At 43.3% G+C, this 22799-nt stretch carries 17 protein-coding genes, 2 pseudogenes and 1 riboswitch; of the genes and pseudogenes, 12 read left to right on the forward strand and 7 right to left on the reverse strand.

Going from position 1 to position 22799, the window contains the following annotated elements:
- The first annotated feature begins 1 nt into the window (after position 1).
- Positions 2-1537, forward strand: coding sequence for an exopolyphosphatase (ppx, locus tag C5471_RS03425; protein ID WP_133812705.1), 1536 nt, complete (start codon positions 2-4; stop codon positions 1535-1537).
- A gap of 93 nt (positions 1538-1630) precedes the next feature.
- Here ppx and C5471_RS03430 read toward each other — a convergent pair.
- Positions 1631-1915: pseudogene (locus tag C5471_RS03430) on the reverse strand (EamA family transporter); the annotation flags it as partial.
- Positions 1916-2004: 89 nt separating this feature from the next.
- The gene (locus C5471_RS03435) at positions 2005-2220 is read right to left on the reverse strand and encodes a helix-turn-helix domain-containing protein (RefSeq protein WP_133812703.1); all 216 of its coding nucleotides are present in this window, start codon (positions 2218-2220) and stop codon (positions 2005-2007) included.
- 203 nt (positions 2221-2423) lie between these two features.
- Between C5471_RS03435 and C5471_RS03440 the strand changes: the two genes are divergently transcribed.
- From C5471_RS03440 to trhP, 7 genes are all read left to right on the forward strand, one after another.
- Positions 2424-3638, forward strand: coding sequence for an MdtA/MuxA family multidrug efflux RND transporter periplasmic adaptor subunit (locus tag C5471_RS03440; RefSeq protein WP_133812702.1), 1215 nt, complete (start codon positions 2424-2426; stop codon positions 3636-3638).
- The gene (locus C5471_RS03445; protein WP_133812701.1) at positions 3638-6784 is read left to right on the forward strand and encodes an MdtB/MuxB family multidrug efflux RND transporter permease subunit; all 3147 of its coding nucleotides are present in this window, start codon (positions 3638-3640) and stop codon (positions 6782-6784) included. The genes C5471_RS03440 and C5471_RS03445 overlap by 1 nt, the downstream gene beginning before the upstream one ends.
- The gene (mdtC, locus tag C5471_RS03450; protein WP_166295638.1) at positions 6781-9867 is read left to right on the forward strand and encodes a multidrug efflux RND transporter permease subunit MdtC; all 3087 of its coding nucleotides are present in this window, start codon (positions 6781-6783) and stop codon (positions 9865-9867) included. The genes C5471_RS03445 and mdtC overlap by 4 nt, the downstream gene beginning before the upstream one ends.
- A complete protein-coding gene (baeS, locus tag C5471_RS03455) occupies positions 9864-11252 on the forward strand; it encodes an envelope stress sensor histidine kinase BaeS (protein WP_133814183.1) in 1389 nt (462 codons plus the stop codon). The genes mdtC and baeS overlap by 4 nt, the downstream gene beginning before the upstream one ends.
- Positions 11249-11953 carry an envelope stress response regulator BaeR gene (baeR, locus tag C5471_RS03460; protein ID WP_133812700.1) on the forward strand — a complete coding sequence of 235 codons (705 nt, stop codon included), beginning with the start codon at positions 11249-11251 and terminating at the stop codon, positions 11951-11953. The genes baeS and baeR overlap by 4 nt, the downstream gene beginning before the upstream one ends.
- 97 nt (positions 11954-12050) lie before the next feature.
- Positions 12051-12395 (forward strand): YegP family protein, encoded by a 345-nt coding sequence (locus C5471_RS03465; RefSeq protein WP_133812699.1) that lies wholly within the window; start codon positions 12051-12053, stop codon positions 12393-12395.
- Between the two features lie 200 nt (positions 12396-12595).
- Positions 12596-13972, forward strand: coding sequence for a prephenate-dependent tRNA uridine(34) hydroxylase TrhP (gene trhP, locus C5471_RS03470; protein ID WP_133812698.1), 1377 nt, complete (start codon positions 12596-12598; stop codon positions 13970-13972).
- A 1192-nt stretch (positions 13973-15164) separates the two neighbouring features.
- On the opposite strand, the pseudogene C5471_RS03475 reads toward trhP, so the two are convergent.
- A pseudogene (locus C5471_RS03475) lies at positions 15165-15308 on the reverse strand (DUF1240 domain-containing protein); the annotation flags it as partial.
- A 314-nt stretch (positions 15309-15622) separates the two neighbouring features.
- Between C5471_RS03475 and fbaB the strand changes: the two are divergent.
- On the forward strand, positions 15623-16672 hold the full coding sequence (gene fbaB / locus C5471_RS03480) for a class I fructose-bisphosphate aldolase (protein WP_133812697.1): 1050 nt from the start codon (positions 15623-15625) through the stop codon (positions 16670-16672).
- 124 nt (positions 16673-16796) lie between these two features.
- Here fbaB and thiD read toward each other — a convergent pair whose 3' ends face one another.
- The gene (gene thiD, locus C5471_RS03485; RefSeq protein WP_133812696.1) at positions 16797-17597 is read right to left on the reverse strand and encodes a bifunctional hydroxymethylpyrimidine kinase/phosphomethylpyrimidine kinase; all 801 of its coding nucleotides are present in this window, start codon (positions 17595-17597) and stop codon (positions 16797-16799) included.
- Between the two features lie 42 nt (positions 17598-17639).
- A riboswitch (TPP riboswitch) is annotated at positions 17640-17732 on the reverse strand.
- Between the two features lie 115 nt (positions 17733-17847).
- On the reverse strand, positions 17848-18057 hold the full coding sequence (gene cspE / locus C5471_RS03490; protein ID WP_011147003.1) for a transcription antiterminator/RNA stability regulator CspE: 210 nt from the start codon (positions 18055-18057) through the stop codon (positions 17848-17850).
- Positions 18058-18669: 612 nt separating this feature from the next.
- Here cspE and pagP point away from each other — a divergent pair.
- Positions 18670-19293, forward strand: coding sequence for a lipid IV(A) palmitoyltransferase PagP (gene pagP, locus C5471_RS03495; RefSeq protein WP_133812695.1), 624 nt, complete (start codon positions 18670-18672; stop codon positions 19291-19293).
- A gap of 69 nt (positions 19294-19362) precedes the next feature.
- Here the strand turns inward: pagP and C5471_RS03500 are convergent, their stop codons facing one another.
- Both C5471_RS03500 and mgrB read right to left on the reverse strand, forming a co-directional pair.
- Positions 19363-20742 carry an amino acid permease gene (locus C5471_RS03500; protein ID WP_133812694.1) on the reverse strand — a complete coding sequence of 460 codons (1380 nt, stop codon included), beginning with the start codon at positions 20740-20742 and terminating at the stop codon, positions 19363-19365.
- Between the two features lie 170 nt (positions 20743-20912).
- On the reverse strand, positions 20913-21056 hold the full coding sequence (gene mgrB / locus C5471_RS03505; RefSeq protein WP_036849285.1) for a PhoP/PhoQ regulatory lipoprotein MgrB: 144 nt from the start codon (positions 21054-21056) through the stop codon (positions 20913-20915).
- A 325-nt stretch (positions 21057-21381) separates the two neighbouring features.
- On the opposite strand from mgrB, the gene C5471_RS03510 reads away from it, so the two are divergent.
- Together C5471_RS03510 and yidA are read left to right on the forward strand one after the other, a co-directional pair.
- A complete protein-coding gene (locus C5471_RS03510) occupies positions 21382-21765 on the forward strand; it encodes a helix-turn-helix domain-containing protein (protein WP_133812693.1) in 384 nt (127 codons plus the stop codon).
- Between the two features lie 91 nt (positions 21766-21856).
- On the forward strand, positions 21857-22663 hold the full coding sequence (yidA, locus tag C5471_RS03515; RefSeq protein ID WP_133812692.1) for a sugar-phosphatase: 807 nt from the start codon (positions 21857-21859) through the stop codon (positions 22661-22663).
- Positions 22664-22799 lie beyond the last annotated feature (136 nt).

The following is a 22799-nucleotide window of genomic DNA, read 5'->3' on the forward strand; positions in this document are numbered from 1 at the left end:
TATGCCGCTAACACACGATAAATCTACGCCGAGACCAATGGAAATTGCCGCTATCGATCTGGGTTCAAACAGTTTCCATATGATCATTGCACGGATCGTTAACGGCGCATTGCAGATCCTTGGCCGTATAAAACAACATGTCTACCTTGCTTACGGTCTTAATCAAAGAAACGAATTAAGCGAAGAAGCCATGGCGCGCGGCCTGGCTTGCCTTGCGCTGTTTGCTGAACGACTACAAGGCTTTCCGGCAGATAACGTCTGTCTAGTCGGCACTCACAGCTTACGTGAAGCCAGCAACGCCAAAGAATTCATCAGGCGGGCACAAGAGGTCATCCCCTACCCGATTGAAATTATTTCCGGTCACGAAGAAGCCCGCCTGATCTACATGGGCGTCGAACACACTCAGCCGGAACAAGATCGTAAGCTAGTGATTGATATTGGCGGTGGCTCTACTGAACTGGTGATCGGCGAAAATTTTGAACCTTTATTAATAGAAAGCCGCCGGATGGGATGCATCAGTTTTTCTCACCAATTCTTTTCCGACGGCGAAATCAGTGCGGAGAAATTCCGCCGAGCACGGCTTGAAGCAGCTCAAAAATTGGAGAACCTCTCATGGCAATACCGCATAAAAGGCTGGAACTCCGTGCTCGGAGCATCCGGGACAATCAAAGCCGTTTATGAAGTATTGGTCGCAATGGGAGAGAAGGATGGATTAATCACACCTGAACGGCTGGAAATGTTGGTCAAAGAGGTGCTTAAATTCAAAAAGTTTAAAACCCTCGACTTACCTGAATTATCCGATGATCGTAAACACGTTTTTGTTCCCGGGCTGGCTATCTTATGCGGTGTATTCGATGCCTTGCATATAAAAGAGTTACAACTATCAGATGGCGCTCTGCGCGAAGGTGTTTTATATGAAATGGAAGGCCGCTTCCGCCACCAGGACATCCGCCGGAGAACGGCAAAAAGCCTGGCTGAACACTACAATATCGACAGAGAACAAGCAAAACGTGTGCTCGATACCACTGAAGCGCTTTACCAACAATGGGCTATCCAGAACCCAAAGCTGGTGCAGCCCCAACTGGAAGCGATTTTACACTGGGCGGCAATGCTGCACGAAGTTGGGCTAAGTATTAATTTAAGCGGATTACAACGGCACTCTGCTTATATTTTGCAAAACACCAACTTGCCAGGCTTTAATCAGGAACAACAATTACTATTGGCAACACTGGTTCGCTGTCACCGCAAAACAATAAAACTGGATGATTTGCCAAGATTCAATCTATTTAAGAAAAAACAATATCTGCCATTAATTCAAATCCTGCGTCTGGCAACTTTACTCAATAATCAACGTCAATCCACAACCACCCCTGAATCACTCAGACTGGTTACTGATGATGGCCATTGGGCACTCTATCTGCCTTACAATTACTTATCAGAAAATACCCTGATGCAACTTGATCTGGAAAAAGAGCAAGAATATTGGCATAACGTTACGGGTTGGCAACTAGAAATAGCAGAGGAATCATCAAAATAAAAAATAATCAATCTGGCACCACAACTCTCGTCAATCAGCTTAATTTTCTCACTGTTTCCCCGAATTTTTCGGGGAAACAATCCATTATAACGACTACAACTTCAACAGAATGACCCCTGCGATTATGACAATAATGCCCATCCACTGAATGCGGCTCAATCGTTCTCCACGAATAAAAAAACCTAACAAAGCGGTGACTCCACTTGCTAATGAACTCAGAACAGTAACAATCGCAACATGCCCAGTTACAGAACCGTAAGCCAATGAGGCAAACCCTATCAGACTAAAGAAACTAATTGAAAAAACCAACGCTACAATTGAAACTGGCGGTAATGATAAATCCCCATTTTTTAACAATGTGAGAAATAAAAGCACTACAGCGGTTAAGAAGCTTTACCAATCGATAACGCTTTAAGTAGAAATACCATTGCCATTAAATTGCACTTATTAGTCGAATCCGCCACTGTTTAAAATTCAATATTATTACCCAAAGATCTGCAATCAATAACTTTAACCTGTTTATTCTTTGACATAATTATCTCTTTCTCATCCAAGCTTCTAATAGCCCGATTTAATTGTCTAACTGAAACACCGAGAATAGCAGCTAAATTTTCTCTTTTTTCTAATACAAAGAGAGCTCCCTTTTTCTTCGCATTATAATAAAGTAACAAAGCCACCATCATTTACATAAATCTTGGAGCGGCCTCGAAGAAATTGACAAAAAACACCTTAATTTGACTTAAAAAGCATTTTCTTGACATATTTTCCACATTTTCTTCATCTTTTAGCCTATCCTCACTGGCTAAACTAATAGAATACGATTAAACCGCTATTGCAGTCGGCATAATCAAGCAACATTTTGCATTTGAGAGCGCATGTCGAAAAAATGAATAAAAATAATAAACGCCGTATCCTCCTTTTCCGTGCAACACTGGCCGCTGTTGCCATCGTTGCCGCTATATTTGTCTGGCACCAATTTAATATGCCTTCAGTCTCTCAACAACCTGACGCATCTAATCCATCCTCGGGTTCAAAACATCCTCCTTTACCCCCTGTTCAGGTTGCTACCGCTAAAGAACAGGCAGTACCCCGCTTTCTGACCGGGCTTGGCACCATTCAGGCCGCCAATACCGCCATTGTGACCAGCCGGGTTGAAGGTCAGCTTATGGCTCTGCACTTTCAGGAAGGTCAACAGATTAAACAAGGTGATTTATTGGCAGAAATTGATCCTCGTCCTTTTCAGGTTCAGTTAGCACAAGCTAAAGGTCAACTTGCCAAAGATGAGGCAATACTGGCAAATGCTCGTCAGGATCTCAGCCGCTACCAGAAATTGGCAAATACTAAACTGATTTCCCAACAAGAAATGGATAATCAGCGTGCACTTGTCCGCCAACATGAAGCCAGTCTGAAAGTTGATCAAGCCGCAATTGACAGTGCCAAGCTGCAACTCACTTACAGCCGTATTACTGCGCCTATTTCCGGTCAGGTGGGTCTGAAACAGATAGATGTCGGGAATTTTATCACCAGTGGCAACAATTCTCCTATTGTTGTTATCACACAAACCGATCCCGCGGATGTGCTGTTTTCATTGCCCGAAAACGATATCAATGCCGTCTTGCAAGCTCAGAAAGCGAATCATGATGTCGTTGTCAGCGCATGGGATCGCAACAACCGGCAACAACTTGCCGAAGGAAAATTGCTGAGTATTGATAATCAAATCAATGCCGCTACCGGCACCATTAAGCTGAAAGCCCGTTTTGCCAATCAAGATGACATTCTGTTCCCGAATCAGTTCGTTAATATCCGAATTAAAGTTGATACGCTGAAAAACGCAGTGGTGATCCCAAACGCTGCTCTGCAAATGGGAAATGAAGGGAATTTTGTCTGGATATTGGATAAAGATAATAAAGTCAGCAAACATCTGGTTTCAGTCCAATTGCAGGATACACAACGGGTTGTTATCAACACTGGCCTGACGGCGGGTGATAAAGTGGTAACTGATGGTATCGATCGCCTGACAGATGGCGCTAAGGTGGATATTGTCACACCAATGGCAAATAAGATTCAGCCGCAAAAACACAGCAAAACGGAGAATTCCTGATGCAGGTAAGCTCCCAAATTCCAGGCGGCGGACCATCGCGCCTGTTTATTCTGCGCCCCGTTGCCACCACACTGTTCATGATGGCGATCCTATTAGCGGGGATTATCGGCTATCGCATGTTACCGGTGTCTGCGCTGCCGGAAGTAGACTATCCCACCATTCAGGTTGTCACACTCTACCCCGGCGCAAGCCCTGACGTGATGACCTCCGCAGTCACCGCACCATTGGAACGCCAGCTTGGACAAATGTCCGGTCTTAAACAGATGGCCTCCCAAAGTTCCGGCGGAGCTTCCGTTATCACATTACAATTTCAACTGACTTTGCCATTAGATGTCGCCGAGCAGGAAGTGCAGGCAGCCATTAACGCCGCCAGTAACTTATTACCCAATGACCTGCCCTATCCTCCCATTTACAGCAAAGTCAATCCCGCAGATCCCCCTATTCTAACGCTGGCAATCACCTCCGATGCAATGCCGACGACACAGATTCAAGATATGGTGGAAACCCGGATCGCACAGAAAATCTCACAGGTAAATGGGGTTGGATTAGTGACACTGGCCGGTGGTCAGCGCCCGGCAATCAGAGTGAAGCTGAATGCTCAGGCTGTCGCCGCACAGGGATTGGACAGCGAAACTCTCCGTACCGCTATCAACAATGCCAACGTCAACTCCGCCAAAGGCAGCCTTGATGGCCCGACTCGTTCTGTCACGCTTTCGACCAACGATCAAATGAAATCAGTAGATGATTACCGCAAACTGATCGTTGCCTATAAAAATGGGGCACCGGTGCGGTTACAAGATATCGCCACCATTGAACAAAAGGCCGAAAACACCAAACTGGGCGCATGGGCAAATAACAAACAGGCAATTGTGATTAATGTCCAGCGCCAGCCGGGTGTTAACGTGATTGAAACCACCGATAATATTCGTCAGATATTGCCGGAACTCATCAGTAGTTTACCGAAATCTGTCGATATGAAAATTTTGACCGACCGCACCACAACGATTCGCGCCTCAGTAAAAGATGTTCAGTTTGAGCTGTTACTGGCGATTGCACTGGTTGTTATGGTGATTTACCTGTTTTTACGCAACGGCATCGCAACACTTATCCCAAGTATCGCTGTTCCTCTTTCACTGATCGGCACATTCGCCGTGATGTATTTCTGCGGTTTTTCCGTTAATAACCTGACACTAATGGCGCTCACCATTGCCACCGGTTTTGTGGTGGATGACGCCATTGTGGTCATCGAGAATATCTCCCGCTATATAGAACAAGGGGAGAAACCGATGGCAGCCGCGTTGAAAGGCGCAGGTGAAATCGGTTTTACCATTATCTCCCTGACTTTCTCCTTGATCGCAGTGCTGATCCCGCTGCTTTTTATGGGCGATATCGTTGGCCGCCTTTTCCGTGAGTTTGCGATTACCCTGGCCGTGGCCATTCTGATTTCAGCGGTTGTCTCACTGACATTGACACCCATGATGTGCGCCAGAATGCTCAAACCAGAATCAAAGGTAAAACACAACCGTTTTGAGCAGGCCAGTGAACGCTTTTTTGATCGGATAATTGCCGGTTATGCCGTATGGCTGAAAAAAGCGCTGAACCATCCGTGGATCACACTTAGCGTCGCTTTAAGCACCCTGGCTCTGACTACCCTGCTTTATCTCATTATTCCAAAAGGATTTTTCCCATTGCAAGATAACGGGCTGATTCAGGGAACACTAGAAGCGCCGCAATCAATTTCCTTTGCGGCAATGGTGGATAAACAGCGGCAAGTTTCATCCTTATTGTTGCAAGACCCGGCAATAGAAAATATCACCACATTTGTCGGCATTGATGGCAGCAACCCAACACTGAATAACGGCCGGTTACAAATCACACTAAAACCTCTCAATCAGCGTGATGACAGAATCGCCGAAATTATTCCACGTTTGCAGGAAAAAATTGCGTCTATACCCGGAGTAAAACTCTATCTGCAACCTATGCAGGACCTGACGATTGATACTCAGGTTACACGCACCCAATATCAATTTACAGTACAGGCGACTTCCCTGAATGAATTGGGTATTTGGGTACCCAAATTACTGACTGAACTGAAACAGAGATCAGCACTGGTTGATGTCAGCAGTGACTGGCAAGATCAAGGGCCGATTGCCTATGTCAAAGTAGACAGAGATACCGCCAGCCGATTAGGCATTTCAATGGCAGCCGTAGATAACGCACTCTACAACGCATTCGGCCAAAGGCTAATTTCAACCATTTATACTCAGGCTAATCAGTATCGGGTTGTACTGGAACATGATGTGAAATCGACTCCAGGGCTGGCAGCATTTGATAACATCCGTCTGAGCGGAACTGACGGCAATATTGTGCCACTCCGGGCTATCGCCACTGTTGAACAAAGATTTGGACCACTGGCAATTAACCATCTGGCGCAATTCCCCGCTGCGACATTCTCTTTCAACGTTGCCGAAAACGCTTCTCTTGAACAGGCCGTCAATGCTGTTCGTGATGCCGTGCAATTGATCAACATGCCCAAAGACATAACCCCCCAGTTTCAGGGAGCAACACTGGCATTTGAAAGCGCGCTGGGTAATACATTGTGGCTGATCGCAGCTGCTGTCATCGCTATGTATATCGTATTAGGGATCCTGTATGAAAGTTTTATCCATCCGGTGACAATTCTCTCCACTTTGCCGACCGCAGGAGTCGGTGCACTGCTGGCACTGATGATGGCAGGTCACGAACTGGATGTTATTGCGATCATCGGCATTATCTTGCTGATAGGTATTGTGAAAAAAAATGCCATCATGATGATCGATTTTGCACTGGCGGCAGAACGCGAGCAGGGATTATCCCCTTACGAAGCGATTTATCAGGCATGTTTATTGCGTTTTCGTCCGATTCTGATGACCACAATGGCAGCATTGCTTGGCGCACTGCCATTGATGCTCAGTACCGGTGCAGGTGCCGAATTACGCCGCCCTCTGGGTGTCTGTATGGTGGGTGGGCTGATGATGAGCCAGATCCTGACGCTGTTTACCACCCCGGTGATCTATTTACTGTTCGATCGGCTGGCACACTATCGCCGTAACCGCATGTTCTCAGCATCAGATATTTCATCCATTGATCATCAGGAGCCGCGGTGAAATTTTTTGCGCTATTTATCCAACGTCCGGTTGCCACCACACTATTAAGTTTAGCCATAACCCTGTGCGGAATATTGGGATTTACCCTGTTACCGGTTTCTCCTTTGCCACAAGTGGATTTTCCGGTGATCTCCGTCTATGCCTCATTACCGGGTGCCTCACCGGAGACAATGGCCTCATCTGTCGCGACCCCGCTGGAACGTGCCTTAGGCCGAATTGCCGGTGTTAATGAAATGACATCCAGCAGCTCCCTTGGCAATACCGATATCATACTTGAATTTGACCTGAGCCGTGATATCAACAGCGCGGCACGGGATGTACAGGCAGCACTGAATGCGGCTCAAAATATGTTGCCTTCCGGTATGCCTGGCAGGCCGGGTTATTACAAAGTAAATCCGTCCGACGCACCGATTATGATCCTGACACTGACTTCTGATACCTATAATCAGGGGCAGCTTTATGATTTTGCGTCTACTCAACTGGCGCAGAAAATTGCACAAGTTGAAGGCGTCAGTGAAGTCTCTGTTGGCGGCAGTTCATTACCCGCAGTAAGAGTTGAATTGAATCCCAGCGCGCTGTTTCATCAGGGTGTTTCTCTGGATGCAGTACGCAAAGCCATCAGCAATGCCAATGTCCGCCGTCCACAGGGCTATGTGGATTCAGAGCAACAACGCTGGCAAGTTCAAACAAACGATGAACTGAAAACCGCCGAAAGCTATCGCCCAATAATCGTTCACTATAATAACGGCTCACCGGTGCGATTGCAGGATGTCGCAGATGTAAAAGATTCGGTGCAAAATGTCAGAGCAGCCGGTATGTCTGAAGGTGAACCGGCTATTTTGCTGATCATTCGCCGTGAAGCCGGCGCGAATATTATCGCTACGGTAAACCGTATTCGAGAACAATTACCGGCATTACGTGGAGCTATTCCTGCCTCTATTCAGCTTAAAGTGGCTCAGGATCGCACACCGACTATTCGCGCTTCACTGTCTGAGGTAGAACGGGCGTTGGTGATTGCTATCGGGCTGGTGATCCTGGTAGTATTTCTGTTTTTGCGTTCTGGCCGGGCAACGTTGATCCCGGCAATTGCAGTCCCCGTTTCACTCATTGGAACGTTTACCGCCATGTATCTGTGCGGTTTCAGTCTGAACAACCTTTCCCTGATGGCTCTGACGATTGCGACGGGATTTGTGGTGGATGATGCGATTGTGGTACTGGAAAATATTTCCCGCCACCTTGAAGCCGGTATCAAACCGATGCAAGCCGCACTGCGCGGTGTCCGGGAAGTGGGCTTTACCGTCCTTGCTATGAGCATTTCGCTGGTTGCCGTTTTTATCCCACTTCTACTAATGGATGGGCTGGTTGGCCGGCTATTCCGTGAATTTGCCATTACCTTAACCACATCAATCGGTATCTCATTACTGGTTTCTTTGACACTAACGCCGATGATGTGCGCTCATTTGCTGAAATCTCAACTGCCTAAAGCACAGAAAAGAATCCGTGGTTTCGGTAAAGTACTGCTGAAAATTCAACAAGGTTATGGGCGCTCCCTGATGTGGGTACTGAACCATAGCCGTTGGGTATTGTTAATCCTGGCGGGTATCATTGCCCTGAATATTTGGCTCTATATCAACATCCCAAAAACTTTCTTCCCGGAGCAGGACACCGGCCGGTTATTGGGGTTTATCCGGGCAGATCAAAGTATCTCTTTTCAGTCTATGCGTGAAAAAATGAAAAATTTTATGCAGATAATTGATGCCGATCCTGCGATAGACAGCGTTATCGGTTTCACTGGTGGGGGACGAGTCAATAATGGCTTTATGTTTATCTCTCTGAGACCATTGAAAGAACGCTCAGACAGTGCCGAACAGGTTATTTCACGCCTGAGAATCAAGCTTGCCAATGAGCCAGGGGCAAACCTGTTTCTCATTCCAGTACAAGATGTCAGAGCTGGTGGTCGCCAGTCTAATGCCAGCTACCAATTTACCTTGCTGGCAGATGATCTCAATGATCTCCGCAAATGGGAACCCATTATCCGTAAAGCATTAGGGCAACTGCCCCAACTGACCGATGTGAATTCCGATAAAGAAGATAAAGGGGCTGAAATGGCAATAATCTATGATCGCGACACCATGTCGCGGTTGGGAATTAACGTCAATGAAGCAAATAACATGCTGAATAATGCTTTTGGTCAGCGGCAAATATCCACTATTTATCAGCCACTCAATCAGTACAAAGTTGTCATGGAAGTTGCACCGGAATATACGCAGGATGTCAGCGCACTGGAAAAAATGTTTGTGATAAATAATCAAGGAAAAGCGATTCCCCTCTCCTACTTTGCCCACTGGCAACCGGCTAACGCGCCGCTAAGTGTGAATCATGAGGGGCTTTCTGCTGCTTCAACCATTTCTTTCAATGTACCAACAGGTTATACCCTGTCCGATGCTATCAATGCGATTGAAAGAACCATGACCGGGCTGGGTGTGCCCTCAACGGTTCGCGGCACTTTCGCCGGCACCGCCCAAATTTTTCAGGAAACCCTGAAATCACAATTATTCCTGATCCTGGCTGCCATTATGACGGTCTATCTGGTACTGGGGATACTGTATGAAAGTTATCTTCATCCATTGACCATTCTTTCTACTCTGCCTTCTGCCGGGATTGGTGCCCTGCTGGCGCTGGAGTTGTTCGACACACCATTCAGCCTGATAGCATTAATCGGCATCATGTTGTTGATTGGTATCGTGAAAAAAAATGCCATTATTATGGTGGATTTTGCTATTGAAACTCAGCGTAACGGTAATATCTGCGCCCGTGACGCGATATTCCAGGCCAGCCTGTTACGTTTCCGCCCGATTCTGATGACCACACTGGCCGCCTTGTTTGGTGCTCTGCCACTGGTTTTAGGCAGTGGTGATGGAGCGGAATTACGCCAGCCATTGGGGATAACCATCGTTGGTGGCTTGGTCATGAGCCAACTTTTAACACTCTATACCACACCGGTTGTCTATCTCTGTTTTGATCGACTGAGGGAGAAATGGCAACAACGGCGTGCCATCAAACAAATGGCAGAGCAACGATGAAACTGGGCATCAGCGGTAAGCTATTTATGGCTATCTTTGCCACATGTATGCTGGTACTTATTACCATGCATTGGGGCGTAAGAAGTAGCTTCCAGCATGGTTTTATGGGTTATATAAAACAAAATATCCAATTACGCACCTCTATGCTGGCTGAAGCACTGGCTGAACAATATCAACAATATAGTAGCTGGAAATTCTTAAAGAAAAATGACCGGGTCATTTTTCAAATCATTCGTTCCATTGAACAAACCAGTGAAAGCCGCCAGGGTCCTCCGCCCCGTGGCTGGCGAACTCAATTTTGGGTAGTGGACAATGAGATGAAACTGCTGGTCGGTCATGAAGGTAAAATTCCGGAAGATACCTATCGCAAACCGATCATCTATAATGACCAAGTCGTTGGCTGGGTCATTGTCAGTGCATCAGACAAAATTACCCGTCAGGCAGATATCAGTTTTGATCGCCAGCAACAACTGACAAGCTGGATAATTGCCAGCTTGTCTACTTTGCTGGCCATTGTCGCCACATTATTATTATCCCGTGGCATGTTAAAACCCGTTAAGCGTCTGGTCGAAGGGACACATAAACTGGCGTCAGGCGATTTCAGTGTCCGGGTGACACCATCAAGTAAAGATGAAATCGGTCAGCTTGCCCACAATTTTAACCAACTCGCCAGTACACTGGAAAAAAATGAGCAGATGCGCCGTGATTATATGGCCGATATTTCCCATGAACTGCGCACTCCCCTTTCCATCTTGCGTGGTGAATTGGAAGCTTTACAGGATGGCGTTCATAAACCAACACCCGAAACACTGAATTCGTTATTGGCGGAGATCACCACATTGACCAAACTGGTTGATGATCTACACCAGCTCTCTTTATCAGATCGCGGAGCACTGGCATACCGGAAAGAATTTATTAATATCAGTGAATTAATTCAAACAGCTATCGCATCTTGCCGTGGGCGCTTCTTTGATAAGCACATTCAGATAGATGTTAAATTACCGGAAACTATCATGATGTTTGCTGATCCAGGCAGATTGACTCAGCTTTTTCATAATTTGCTGGAAAACAGTCTTCGCTATACCACTGATAATGGAAAACTGATTATTGAAGGATGTTCTGACGATAATCGTTTTATATTGCACTGGCAGGACAGCGAGCCGGGCCTGTTACCCGAACAATACCAACGGGTTTTTGAACGATTCTACCGCAGTGAATCCTCACGAAACCGTGCCAGTGGTGGCTCAGGGCTTGGGTTGGCTATTTGCTATAACATCGTTGAAGCACATAGCGGTACCATCTGTGCGGAACCCTCGCCTTTAGGTGGCCTGAGAATTATCGTAGAATTGCCGCTAATTGAGTCTCCTGACAGCGAAACATTATGAGTACAGAATTTGACCATTATACGGTTCTGATTGTTGAAGATGAGCCAAAGCTCGGCCAGTTGCTGGTTGATTACCTGCGCGCGGCGGATTACGAAACTCAATGGCTGTTGCGTGGCGATCAAGTTGTTCCCCACGTACAGCAACATAATCCAGATATTATTTTATTGGATCTGATGCTGCCAGGTTGTGATGGTATCTCTGTCTGCCGAGAAATCCGCCGCTTCTCTGACGTACCAATTATTATGGTTACCGCCAAAACGGAAGAAATTGACCGTTTATTGGGGCTGGAAATCGGCGCAGATGATTACATTTGTAAACCTTACAGCCCGCGTGAAATTGTCGCACGGGTTAAAGCCATGCTTCGCCGCTGTTACCGGCCACAAGATATTGTCAGACAAAGTGATCTGCACATTGACGAAGCCTGCTTCCAAGCGCGTTACTGCGATAAAATACTGGATTTGACGCCGGTTGAATTCCGGTTATTAAAAACGATGGCGAGTCGTCCAGGGCAAGTGTTTTCCCGCGATCAATTACTGAATAATCTGTATGACGATCACCGGATCGTGACAGACCGTACTATTGATAGCCATATTAAAAACCTGCGCCGTAAACTGGAGCAATTGGACAATGATAAAACGTTCATTCGTTCCATTTATGGGCTGGGTTACCGATGGGAAACGGATATATGCCGTTTGTTATAACTGTCACACTTTAACCGAATTAAATTTCTTTCAACCTTTCGCCGGTCAGAAATTCAGCTATATTAAAAATACTTACCTATAATTGGAGGAATTTCTTATGGCTGTAGGCTATTATGATCTGAAAAGAACAAAAAACAAGCAGTATTACTTTAATTTAAAAGCATCGAACGGTGACGTTATCCTCACCAGTGAAATGTACACCACAAAGGCAGCGGCGAATAAAGGGATCCGTTCTGTCCAGGCAAACTCACCGGCAGAAAAAAACTTCGAAATCAGGGAACACAAGTCTGGCAAGCATTATTTCGTGCTGAAAGCCAGGAACTATCAAGTCATCGGCATCAGCGAATCTTTCGATAATGAAACCATTGCCAAACAGGGCCTTCAGTCTGCGATTAAAAATGGCTCCAGTGAAAATGTCCGGGATTTGACAAAGTCAGAGTGATATTTTTTCATCATAAACTACACCTTATCATTTGAAATCAATATTCAACTGATAAGGTGCATCTTCATCGACCAACAGAATTGCGCACTTCGAGCTAATAAATTTGTATCCTCAACAAATTAAGCGTTAGAATCCTCCGCCTTACCCTCACTTTTTGTAGTGAAAATTGCCACTGAACTCAGACCGAGAATTTTTTAACCATGTTGACTCCAGAATTACTTTCCCCTGCCGGTTCGCTGAAAAATATGCGTTATGCTTTTGCTTATGGCGCGGACGCAGTCTATGCCGGTCAACCACGTTATAGCCTGCGTGTTCGCAATAATGAATTCAATCACGAAAATCTGGCACTAGGCATTAAAGAAGCACATGAACTTGGCAAACGTTTTTACGTTGTGGTTAATATTGCACCGCACAATGCCAAACTGAAAACCTTTATCCGTGATCTAAAACCTGTGGTTGAAATGGGGCCTGATGCGCTAATTATGTCCGATCCCGGACTTATTATGCTGGTTCGTGAAGCTTTTCCCGCAATGGAAATTCATCTTTCCGTTCAGGCTAACGCGGTTAACTGGGCAACAGTCAAATTCTGGCAAAAAATGGGACTGACCAGAGTCATTCTCTCCCGTGAACTTTCTCTGGATGAAATTAACGAGATCCGCCGGCATGTTCCCGAGATGGAGCTGGAAGTTTTCGTACATGGTGCACTATGCATGGCCTATTCCGGTCGCTGCCTGTTATCCGGTTATATTAATAAACGTGATCCAAATCAAGGAACATGTACTAATGCCTGTCGCTGGGAATACCATGTTCAAGAAGGCAAAGCGGATGATATTGGTAATATTGTGCATAGGCATGAACCTATACCGGCAAAAAATATCGAGCCGACACTGGGAGAAGGCGCACCAACAAATAAAGTATTTATGTTTGAAGAAGCGAAACGTCCAGGCGAATATATGTCGGCTTTTGAAGATGAACATGGTACTTATATCATGAACTCCAAGGACTTACGCGCAATTGAGCATGTTGAGCGATTAACTAAAATGGGCGTTCACTCTTTGAAAATCGAAGGACGAACAAAATCTTTCTATTACTGCGCCCGTACAGCACAAGTTTATCGCAGAGCCATTGATGATGCTGTCGCAGGAAAACCGTTTGATCCAACTCTGCTGACAACGCTGGCAGGACTTGCTCACCGTGGATATACCGAAGGTTTTTTGCGCCGCCATACCCATGATGCCTACCAGACTTATGAATACGGCCATTCGATATCCGACACCCAACAATTTGTCGGTGAGTTTACAGGGAAACGAGTCAACGGATTGGCTGAAGTTGTGGTCAAGAATAAATTCATGGTTGGAAACAGCCTCGAATTAATGACACCATCAGGTAATATCCCGTTTACACTAGAGGCAATGCAGGATAAAAAAGGCCAACCAATGGAAGTTGCTCCTGGAGATGGGTATATTGTCTATTTACCAATCCCTAAACAAATTGATATTAATTACGCCTTATTAATACGCAATCTAAATGGTATTAGTTCTCAATATGCTCAACCGAATCGAGACGCAGACAAATAATCACCAATATACCATTCTAGTGATGATATATTTCTTTTTTTAGAAACAGATCACATCAATACTATTTTATTTACCGTAGTATTGTTGGTGAAAAATAAAAAACTAAAAAATTTTTACAGTAAGACTAGGAACCACCTCCTTGGCCGGCTCAATCTCCCTTGAGCTGGCCTTTTCTTTTTCTCTCCAATAAATAAAATCAATAAGTTACGAGTTTCATTTACATGATTAATTAAATAGATAAACTTAACTATTAAATTAATAAACCTTTATATTAATATGTTTCTTGTACTCTATGCATTAATAAGAAAATATTTCTATTTATTGAAATATCACACTATCTAAAGGAATTTAATTAAGATTTTTCACTGTTCAATAATTTACGAAACCCATCATGTTTAGAGCAAATATTATACGAATTGATAGAATTAATCAGGTGAAAATTATGAAAATAGATAATTACAATTTATTTATTATTAAAACTATTAGTTCAACATTTACCTCACTCTTCTGGTTATCAACACTGAACGGCTTCTGACTTCTGTTTCATATAGACATAATATTAACAAGGGTAAAATAACAAACATCGACCAAAAGCCGAACAATGCCGCACATCCCATATCTCACTAGAGAGTAAAAAATATCATCTGGCAATAAGCATTCCACCTTATCGATCAAACGCGACATCTTCTATCAACAGGTCAACAATTTGACAATTTGACAAAACACCGTTTGCAAACGAGCAATCAAGAAAGAAACGTCACAGGAGAAATGTTTTTTACCAATGGAAAAAAGCCAAATATCGCTATTTGCAATAAAAAACCATGAAGAATTTTCTATCTGTGAAAAAATCAAATTATATTTATATGTATTTCAATTAGTTAATTAATTGATAAATATAGTCTGAAACTAAAAATTTAGCAAAATAATTATCTCACTCTATAATCATTTTCATGAGAGGATAAATAACCACATTGATTGTCGCTTACAGGATGATATATATTTTAAAACCGTGACAGCCCAAAGTCTTATTTACCCTATATAATCAAGTAAAATAAATCATCAAAATAAAAACTTAAAAATATTAACATCTAACCTGATAAAGTTCATTAAAATAATATCAGGATATATTGTATTTTTGTACACATTTCATGTAACCAATGAATTTATTATGCAAATGCACAATACAATAATATTAATCACATAGTTTAATATCTTTTACATAGGTATTAGTCGACATCCAAGATATTCTTTCACATACTAAATAGCGCTCACTCTTTAATTTATAATCCACATAGAAAGATATGGGAAAACTTAGAAAAATTGCAAAGAAAGCTATCGCAGAAATTACGCTAGCGCCTGTCAAAAACAAGGTTGAAATAGCAATTACCAAATCCTATGAATATAACAAAAAACTTATATAAATTATGAGAATATATAACCAAATATATAAAGCTATTACACTTTCCCCTATATCACTTGCAAGCATAGCCATGTCGCTGTTACGTTAAATACCGACCCTTTTCAAGTAATAAACTTCGCTTTTAAAGCCGACCTGAAGCGATCCACTACCACTTCCCTCCTAATATAGCTTGTTATTCTGAAAAGGATAAATGACAATCAAAAACATCTTTTAAGAATTGGAGGTAAGACATGACTGATATCGCTAAGTTGTTAGGTAAAGATGCAGACAGTTTATTACAGCATCGTTGTAGTACCATTCCGAGTGAAAATCTTTATCTACCAGGCTCCGATTTTGTTGACCGTATCATGATCGACAATAATCGGCCAAATACCGTTCTGCGCTCCATGCAAGCACTGTTAAATCATGGTCGCCTTGCAGGCACGGGCTATTTGTCTATTTTGCCGGTGGATCAAGGCGTAGAACATTCTGCTGCCGCTTCCTTTGCCGCGAACCCTCTCTATTTTGATCCGAAAAATATTGTTGAACTGGCTATTGAAGCAGGCTGTAACTGCGTCGCCTCCACTTATGGTGTATTATCCGCCGTTTCCCGTCGTTATGCTCATAAAATCCCGTTTCTGGTTAAGCTGAACCACAATGAAACATTGAGTTACCCTGCTCAATATGATCAAACTCTATATGCCAGAGTTGAACAGGCATTTGATATGGGTGCTGTAGCCGTTGGCGCAACCATTTACTTTGGCTCTGCTGAATCACGTCGTCAAATTGAGGAAATCTCAGCGGCTTTTGAACGAGCGCATCAATTTGGCATGGTCACGGTATTGTGGGCCTACCTGCGTAACCCCGCCTTCAAAAAAGAGGGCGTGGATTATCACGCCAGCGCGGATTTAACCGGTCAGGCTAACCATTTAGCCGCCACTATCGGTGCCGATATTGTTAAACAAAAAATGGCTGAAAATAATGGCGGCTATACTGCCATTGGTTTTGGTCATACCGATAAGCGTGTTTACACCAATTTGACCACCGATCACCCAATCGATCTGGTCCGTTATCAGATAGCTAACTGCTACATGGGTCGTGCCGGCTTGATTAATTCAGGGGGTGCATCCGGTGATAATGATTTGAGTGATTCAGTTCGTACCGCTGTCATTAATAAACGCGCAGGCGGTATGGGGTTGATCCTCGGTCGTAAAGCTTTCAAAAAATCCATGAAAGAGGGTGTTGAACTGATTAACGCGGTTCAAGATGTCTATCTGGATCAGCAAGTAACTATCGCTTAATAAGGCTTGTCATCGGTGATAATGAATAGATCGTGAAGACATTACGCATTTTGAGCCATATTGCTCTCATAGCATAGGCATCTTACCCTTCATGACGCATTATCACCGAATCAAGAAAACACGCTCACCACCACTGATGAAAATGATGTACAGGCCCAATTCCTGTTCCGACATCCAGAGAATCCGCCCGTTCTAATGCCGCCTGGAGGTATGATTTAGCAACAGGCAGCGTTGTCTGCCAATCCAGATAACGTGGACGCAAAGCCGCTAATGCAGCGGAAAGCGTACAGCCTGTACCATGAGTATGACGGGTATTGATTCTGGAAGCCGTGAAACGCCATTCTCCATTCTCCGTAAATAGCCAATCAGGGCTTTCACAGCCGGTAAGGTGTCCGCCTTTAAGTAAAACCGCTTCACATCCCAGTGATAATAATTTCCGTCCTTGTTTTTGCATGTCTGCTTCGGTTTCTGCTACAGAGCATCTCAATATGGTCGCCGCTTCCGGTAAATTCGGCGTCATCAACGAAATCTTCGGTAATAGCCGTTCAACAACCGCAGAAACCGCTTCCGGTGCCAGCAGCGGATCACCACTTTTTGCAATCATCACCGTATCTAATACAACATAAGGTACTGAATAACGGCTTATTGCATCTGCAACGACTGCAACATTGGCCGCATTAGATAACATGCCTATCTTGGCGCTATCGATTCTGATATCTGACAGTACAGACTCAAGCTGGGCAGCAACGAAAGCGGGATCTATGTCATAAACAGATTGCACGCCATGTGTATTTTGTGCGACGAGAGCAGTCATAACTGTTGTGCCATAAGCACCAAGCGCAGAAAAAGTTTTTAGATCAGCTTGAATACCAGCACCACCGCTAGGATCAGTCCCGGCAATTGTCAGTGAATTGATTCTTACCATAGGTACTCCTTCCCACCAGCAAAAGTAAAAGCAGGTATCAGGAAAAAGACACCTTGACTTCCCTACGCTGGCATTATCCAGATCAGGTATTACGGGTTCATCTCAGCTCAGTGAAGAGCACCCCGAGTCAAAACAAAAACACCCTATTAGATAACCAACAGGGTGATATCGGTATGTCATTGTTGCCAATAAAAAACCAATTAAGACAACAAATTTACTTCGTCAATTCAAAATGATTGACAAAAAGAAGTTATGCTGCTGTGACGTTTGCCGCAGAAGGACCTTTCTGACCGTCCTGAATTTCAAACTCAACTTTTTGACCTTCTGCCAAAGTTTTAAAACCTTCACTCTGAATAGCGCTAAAATGTACAAACACATCTTTGCTGCCATCAGCGGGAGTAATAAAACCAAAACCTTTAGATTCGTTGAACCACTTTACAGTACCAGTGATTTTTGCCATTTTAAGAATTTCCTTTGGATCACTTAATTCTAATTCGCCGTTCGGCGCAACATAAAAACCAGAGCGAGTTGCTGCTATTAGCTGCTATTAACAGAACCATATAACAGAACCGTACCTCGTTTACTCGAACGATTTATCACATATTCTTAATATGATGGCAAGCCATTTTTTATCAGCTATGGAGCTGACGCACATATTTAAAATTCTTAACAACAATTATTGTTTAACATAACCGCAAAAATTTGAAAATCCAAGGTTATCCTAATTAGCTTGCAGTTTATCCACTCAACAAAATCCCAAATCATATAAATAATTTTAATTTATTTTGCCTGTCTTATTATTAGAATCTTTATATCTATGGTATGTCTACAGGCGCGACCCCCCCCTCTTTGAGTGAAAGAAAGAGTCAACACATTTCCCAATATTCGTCAGTCCAAATATCAGTATTAAATATACTCATTTAATACATATAACATCTTAATATTAATTTCTTGTTTAAGTTTTATTGAAAATAGCAAGAGTAGAATCCTTGAATTTAGATGTTTGTCATATTTTTCGTGATGCAAAGGAATCTTCCCAATTTATGTCGCCGGGGAATTGGAGCAATAAATAATGAAGTTTGATTTAACCGCAGCCTGTGCCCTATCAGTAACTTTTTTCGTCTCATCTGAGACAGTGTTTGCAGCAACGGCAAATACCACCAATCAATCATTAACAACCACGGAATCCCATACACAGACCAGTTATAGCAACAGTTCAGACAGTTTATGGGGAAAATTCAGCAATAATGTCGCTCTCACTTGGGATACCCCCAACAATGAACTTTATCTGCCGGTAATGACCTGGCATAACAGATTTACCTACGATGAAGAAAAAATTGACAAATATAATGAGCAGCCCTGGGGTTTCGGTTATGGTAAATACCGCTACGACGAAGACAATGACTGGCATTCTCTCTATGCTATGGCTTTTATGGATTCTCATAACCGTTTGGAACCCATCATTGGTTACGGGTTTCAGAAAATGTGGATACCCGGTGATTTAGATGGCTTCCGAATGGGTATTGGTTTCACTTTAAGTGTCACAGCCCGCCGTGATTATTACTATGTCCCTATCCCACTCCCACTACCGCTATTCTCCATAGAATACGATCGGTTATCGTTTCAGGGGACATACATTCCCGGTACATATAATAACGGTAACGTTTTCTTCGCCTGGTTACGCTGGCAATGGTAACCAGATAACAAATACCAGGCTGTAGGTGACATCAGCCTGGTATCCTTATCGAGATAATCCAGGTATAGGTTATCCCTGGTTCATGGTTTCCATTTTATTATTGCGGGAACGGGATATGAGAAACCCGAGCCATAAAATACCAATCCAAAATGGCATCAGAATGACTGAAATACGAATACTGTCCATCATCAAAATAATGACCAGTATAAAGACCAAGAAAACCAGACATAGATAGTTACTAAACGGGTACCAGAATGCTTTAAATGAAGGTTCTACCCCCTCTTTAACTTTCTTTGCCCGGAATTTTAAATGCGCCATACAGATCATGACCCAGTTAATAACCAGTGTTGTCACCACCAGCGCCATCAATAATTCAAATGCTTTACCCGGCATGACATAGTTAATCAAGACACCAATTGACGTAGCCAATGCAGACATCACGATTGCTTTAGTAGGAACACCACTCTCATTAACTTTTTTCAGCATTTCGGGTGCATTGCCTTGCTTTGCTAAACCGTACAGCATCCGGCTGTTACAATACACACCGCTGTTATAAACGGACAATGCGGCAGTCAGAACAACAACATTCAGAACATTAGCCACCCAGAAACTATCCAGGTTATGGAAAATCATGACAAATGGGCTTTCACCTTCAATAACATTGCCCCATGGATAAAGCGACAATAGCACGGTCAGAGAACCAATATAGAAAATCAATATTCTGTATACCACCTGATTGGTTGCCTTGGGAATACTGATACGTGGATTTTCCGCTTCCGCGGCGGTAATACCAACCAGTTCCAACCCACCAAAAGAGAACATAATCACAGCCATTGCCATAATAAGGCTGGAGATCCCATTCGGCATAAAACCGCCATATTGCCAAAGATTAGCAATACTGGCCTGTGGACCACCATTACCGCTAGCCAATAGGTAAGCGCCAAAAACAATCATGCAGATAATTGCTGTCACTTTAATGATAGCAAACCAGAATTCTGTCTCACCATATGACCGGACATTAATTAAATTTACCGTATTGATTAGGACAAAGAATACCGTAGCAGAAACCCAAGTAGGAATATCAGGCCACCAGTAATGAATATACATCCCTACCGCCGTCAACTCTGCCATTCCGACCAGAGTAAACATCATCCAGTAATTCCAGCCTGATAAAAAACCGGGAAAATCCCCCCAATATTTATAAGCAAAATGACTAAACGACCCCGCTACAGGCTCTTCAACCACCATCTCCCCCAACTGACGCATAATCAGAAATGCGATAAAGCCTGCGATAGCGTAGCCTAAAATTACGGAGGGACCTGCCATTTTTATAGTTTGCGCAATACCGAGAAATAACCCTGTCCCGACGGCCCCCCCCAAAGCAATAAGCTGAATATGCCGGTTTTTTAGACCGCGTTTAAGTGTTGATCCCTGCGATTGTTCTGCCATCTTTTCCTCTTGCTGCAACTTTTATTTTATTATTAGTGGGAAAACAACCGCTTCCCATTTATCTGCTTTATTTAAAGCAAACAAAACACTAGCTTTAAAGGGTGGATATTGAAGGCATATGTTAGCACAGATACATGATGGGAAAATGGCTGATGAGTATCAGCAACTAATCAGAAAGGCAGATACCGGGTCACAAAACAAATACCTGAATCAAACTTTTCACCCTGATCACAGTAGCTATCCAAAGCTAACAGATACAAGAACAGACATATTCCAAGTAATACTAAGATTGCAATGGTTTTTTTTATGTCCAATTCTGTTTCCTTCAAGTTCGGTCAGTACGCAATATATTAAGAATAAAGTTGGAAAATGATATTCTACAATAGTGCAACCGGAAAAATATTCATCTCATGCTTTCCGTTGTGAAAAAACCGTACTGGCTCACAGTTTTATGACAGCAATGTACCAGAACGAATTTAAACAAATACTCATTACGTGGATTCTATTCACCAGAACAAAAAAATCAATTATCACATTTAGTTATAATTTGAATCGCTATGTCAACACTTTGTCATCTTTAGAAAAAATAGAAAAAGTTGTGTATACTCCCTTTCACCTTCAACCAGAACAAAATTGTTAATGCCACAGGATAATCACTTAGCACTTGTATACGCTCTCAGTAAATGGATTGAGAATCACCTTGGCCGGGTAATCCATCTGGAAGAACTGGCTGCTTACTCCGGCTATTCGCTTTGGCACATGCAGAAAATATTCAAGGAAGTTACCGGAATTTCTCTTGGCAAATATATCCGCCAGCGACGTCTGGCCGGCGCTGTTCATCTTTTAAGAAACAGCACTTTGCCTATTTTTGATATCGCACTGGATTTTGGCTTTGGCTCACAATCTCATTTCACTTATATGTTTCGCAAAGAGTATGGCATAACGCCCTATGATTTCCGGCAGAATCCAGATATTGCACTGGAGGTTAAACTACCTCTGCATTCCGCCACCAATTGTGCATGACACGGCAACCAGAAAGTGCCTTGTAAATGGGTAATTACCCAACAAACGCAGCCATACCACAATCAAGCTGCCAGGCTTTTAGGAGAGAGAGATGTCAATAAAATTGATCGCCATTGATCTTGATGGCACGTTACTAAACGAGGGCCATCAGATCACACCTCCAGTCAAACAAGCGATTCATCAAGCCAAAAAGCAAGGCGTTCATATTGTTTTGGCTTCTGGCCGGCCGTTTACCGGTATCCAGCGATATTTACAGGAATTAGAGCTGGACGAAATCAACAGTTACTGCATCAGCAATAATGGTAGTGTTGTCCATCAGGCGTATAATGGTGAACATTTGCTGGAAAATTTATTGGATTTTAAGGACTATCTATTTTTTGAATCGCTCTCCCGCGAAATCGGCGTTCATCTTCACGCTTTAGAATTCAATAAAATATACACCGCTAATCGTGACATCAGCCCATATACCGTCAGAGAGGCTTTTCTCACTGACACACCGCTAATTTATTGTCCTGTCAATGAAATGAACAGTGAGATGCACTTTACTAAATTGATGATGATCGACTACCCTAATATTCTCCGTGATGCCATCAACTTCATTCCTGCCGAAGCTTATAAACACTATACACTGATTCAAAGCAGCCCCTATTTTCTGGAAATTCTCAGCAAAGAAGTGAATAAAGGTACTGCTGTCAAAGCCATTGCTGATCATCTCGGTATCACCAGAGATAAAATTATGTGTATTGGTGACCATAATAATGACCTGGCTATGATCGAATTCGCCACAGTTGGTGTTGCAATGGGTAATGCCGAACAAGGTGTCAAAGATATCGCTCAGTTTATTACAACTACAAATGAACAAGATGGAGTCGCAATAGCCATAAATAAATTCTTGTAAAGCAATTTATTATCTAAAGGAACCCCATCTCATACCTATTCCTGATATCACTGACTTCACAGGTATTATTTGATTGTGGTCGCTAACCAACAGACAATTGATCCGAATATTGTCGCTTTATGTTGTTCGATCCTTG

The organism is Photorhabdus tasmaniensis (assembly GCF_011189505.1).
Lineage (GTDB): Bacteria > Pseudomonadota > Gammaproteobacteria > Enterobacterales > Enterobacteriaceae > Photorhabdus > Photorhabdus tasmaniensis.

Excerpts from the sequence above, each read along its gene's own strand:
- C5471_RS03445 (WP_133812701.1), top strand. The coding sequence starts at position 3,638 with ATGCAGGTAAGCTCCCAAATTCCAGGCGGCGGACCATCGCGCCTGTTT.
- C5471_RS03510 (WP_133812693.1), top strand. The coding sequence starts at position 21,382 with ATGCCACAGGATAATCACTTAGCACTTGTATACGCTCTCAGTAAATGG.
- trhP (WP_133812698.1), top strand. The coding sequence starts at position 12,596 with ATGTTGACTCCAGAATTACTTTCCCCTGCCGGTTCGCTGAAAAATATG.
- C5471_RS03440 (WP_133812702.1), top strand. The coding sequence starts at position 2,424 with ATGAATAAAAATAATAAACGCCGTATCCTCCTTTTCCGTGCAACACTG.
- cspE (WP_011147003.1), bottom strand. The coding sequence starts at position 18,057 with ATGGCAAAAATCACTGGTACTGTAAAGTGGTTCAACGAATCTAAAGGT.
- C5471_RS03500 (WP_133812694.1), bottom strand. The coding sequence starts at position 20,742 with ATGGCAGAACAATCGCAGGGATCAACACTTAAACGCGGTCTAAAAAAC.
- baeR (WP_133812700.1), top strand. The coding sequence starts at position 11,249 with ATGAGTACAGAATTTGACCATTATACGGTTCTGATTGTTGAAGATGAG.
- fbaB (WP_133812697.1), top strand. The coding sequence starts at position 15,623 with ATGACTGATATCGCTAAGTTGTTAGGTAAAGATGCAGACAGTTTATTA.
- pagP (WP_133812695.1), top strand. The coding sequence starts at position 18,670 with ATGAAGTTTGATTTAACCGCAGCCTGTGCCCTATCAGTAACTTTTTTC.
- C5471_RS03435 (WP_133812703.1), bottom strand. The coding sequence starts at position 2,220 with ATGATGGTGGCTTTGTTACTTTATTATAATGCGAAGAAAAAGGGAGCT.
- C5471_RS03465 (WP_133812699.1), top strand. The coding sequence starts at position 12,051 with ATGGCTGTAGGCTATTATGATCTGAAAAGAACAAAAAACAAGCAGTAT.
- ppx (WP_133812705.1), top strand. The coding sequence starts at position 2 with ATGCCGCTAACACACGATAAATCTACGCCGAGACCAATGGAAATTGCC.
- yidA (WP_133812692.1), top strand. The coding sequence starts at position 21,857 with ATGTCAATAAAATTGATCGCCATTGATCTTGATGGCACGTTACTAAAC.
- baeS (WP_133814183.1), top strand. The coding sequence starts at position 9,864 with ATGAAACTGGGCATCAGCGGTAAGCTATTTATGGCTATCTTTGCCACA.
- thiD (WP_133812696.1), bottom strand. The coding sequence starts at position 17,597 with ATGGTAAGAATCAATTCACTGACAATTGCCGGGACTGATCCTAGCGGT.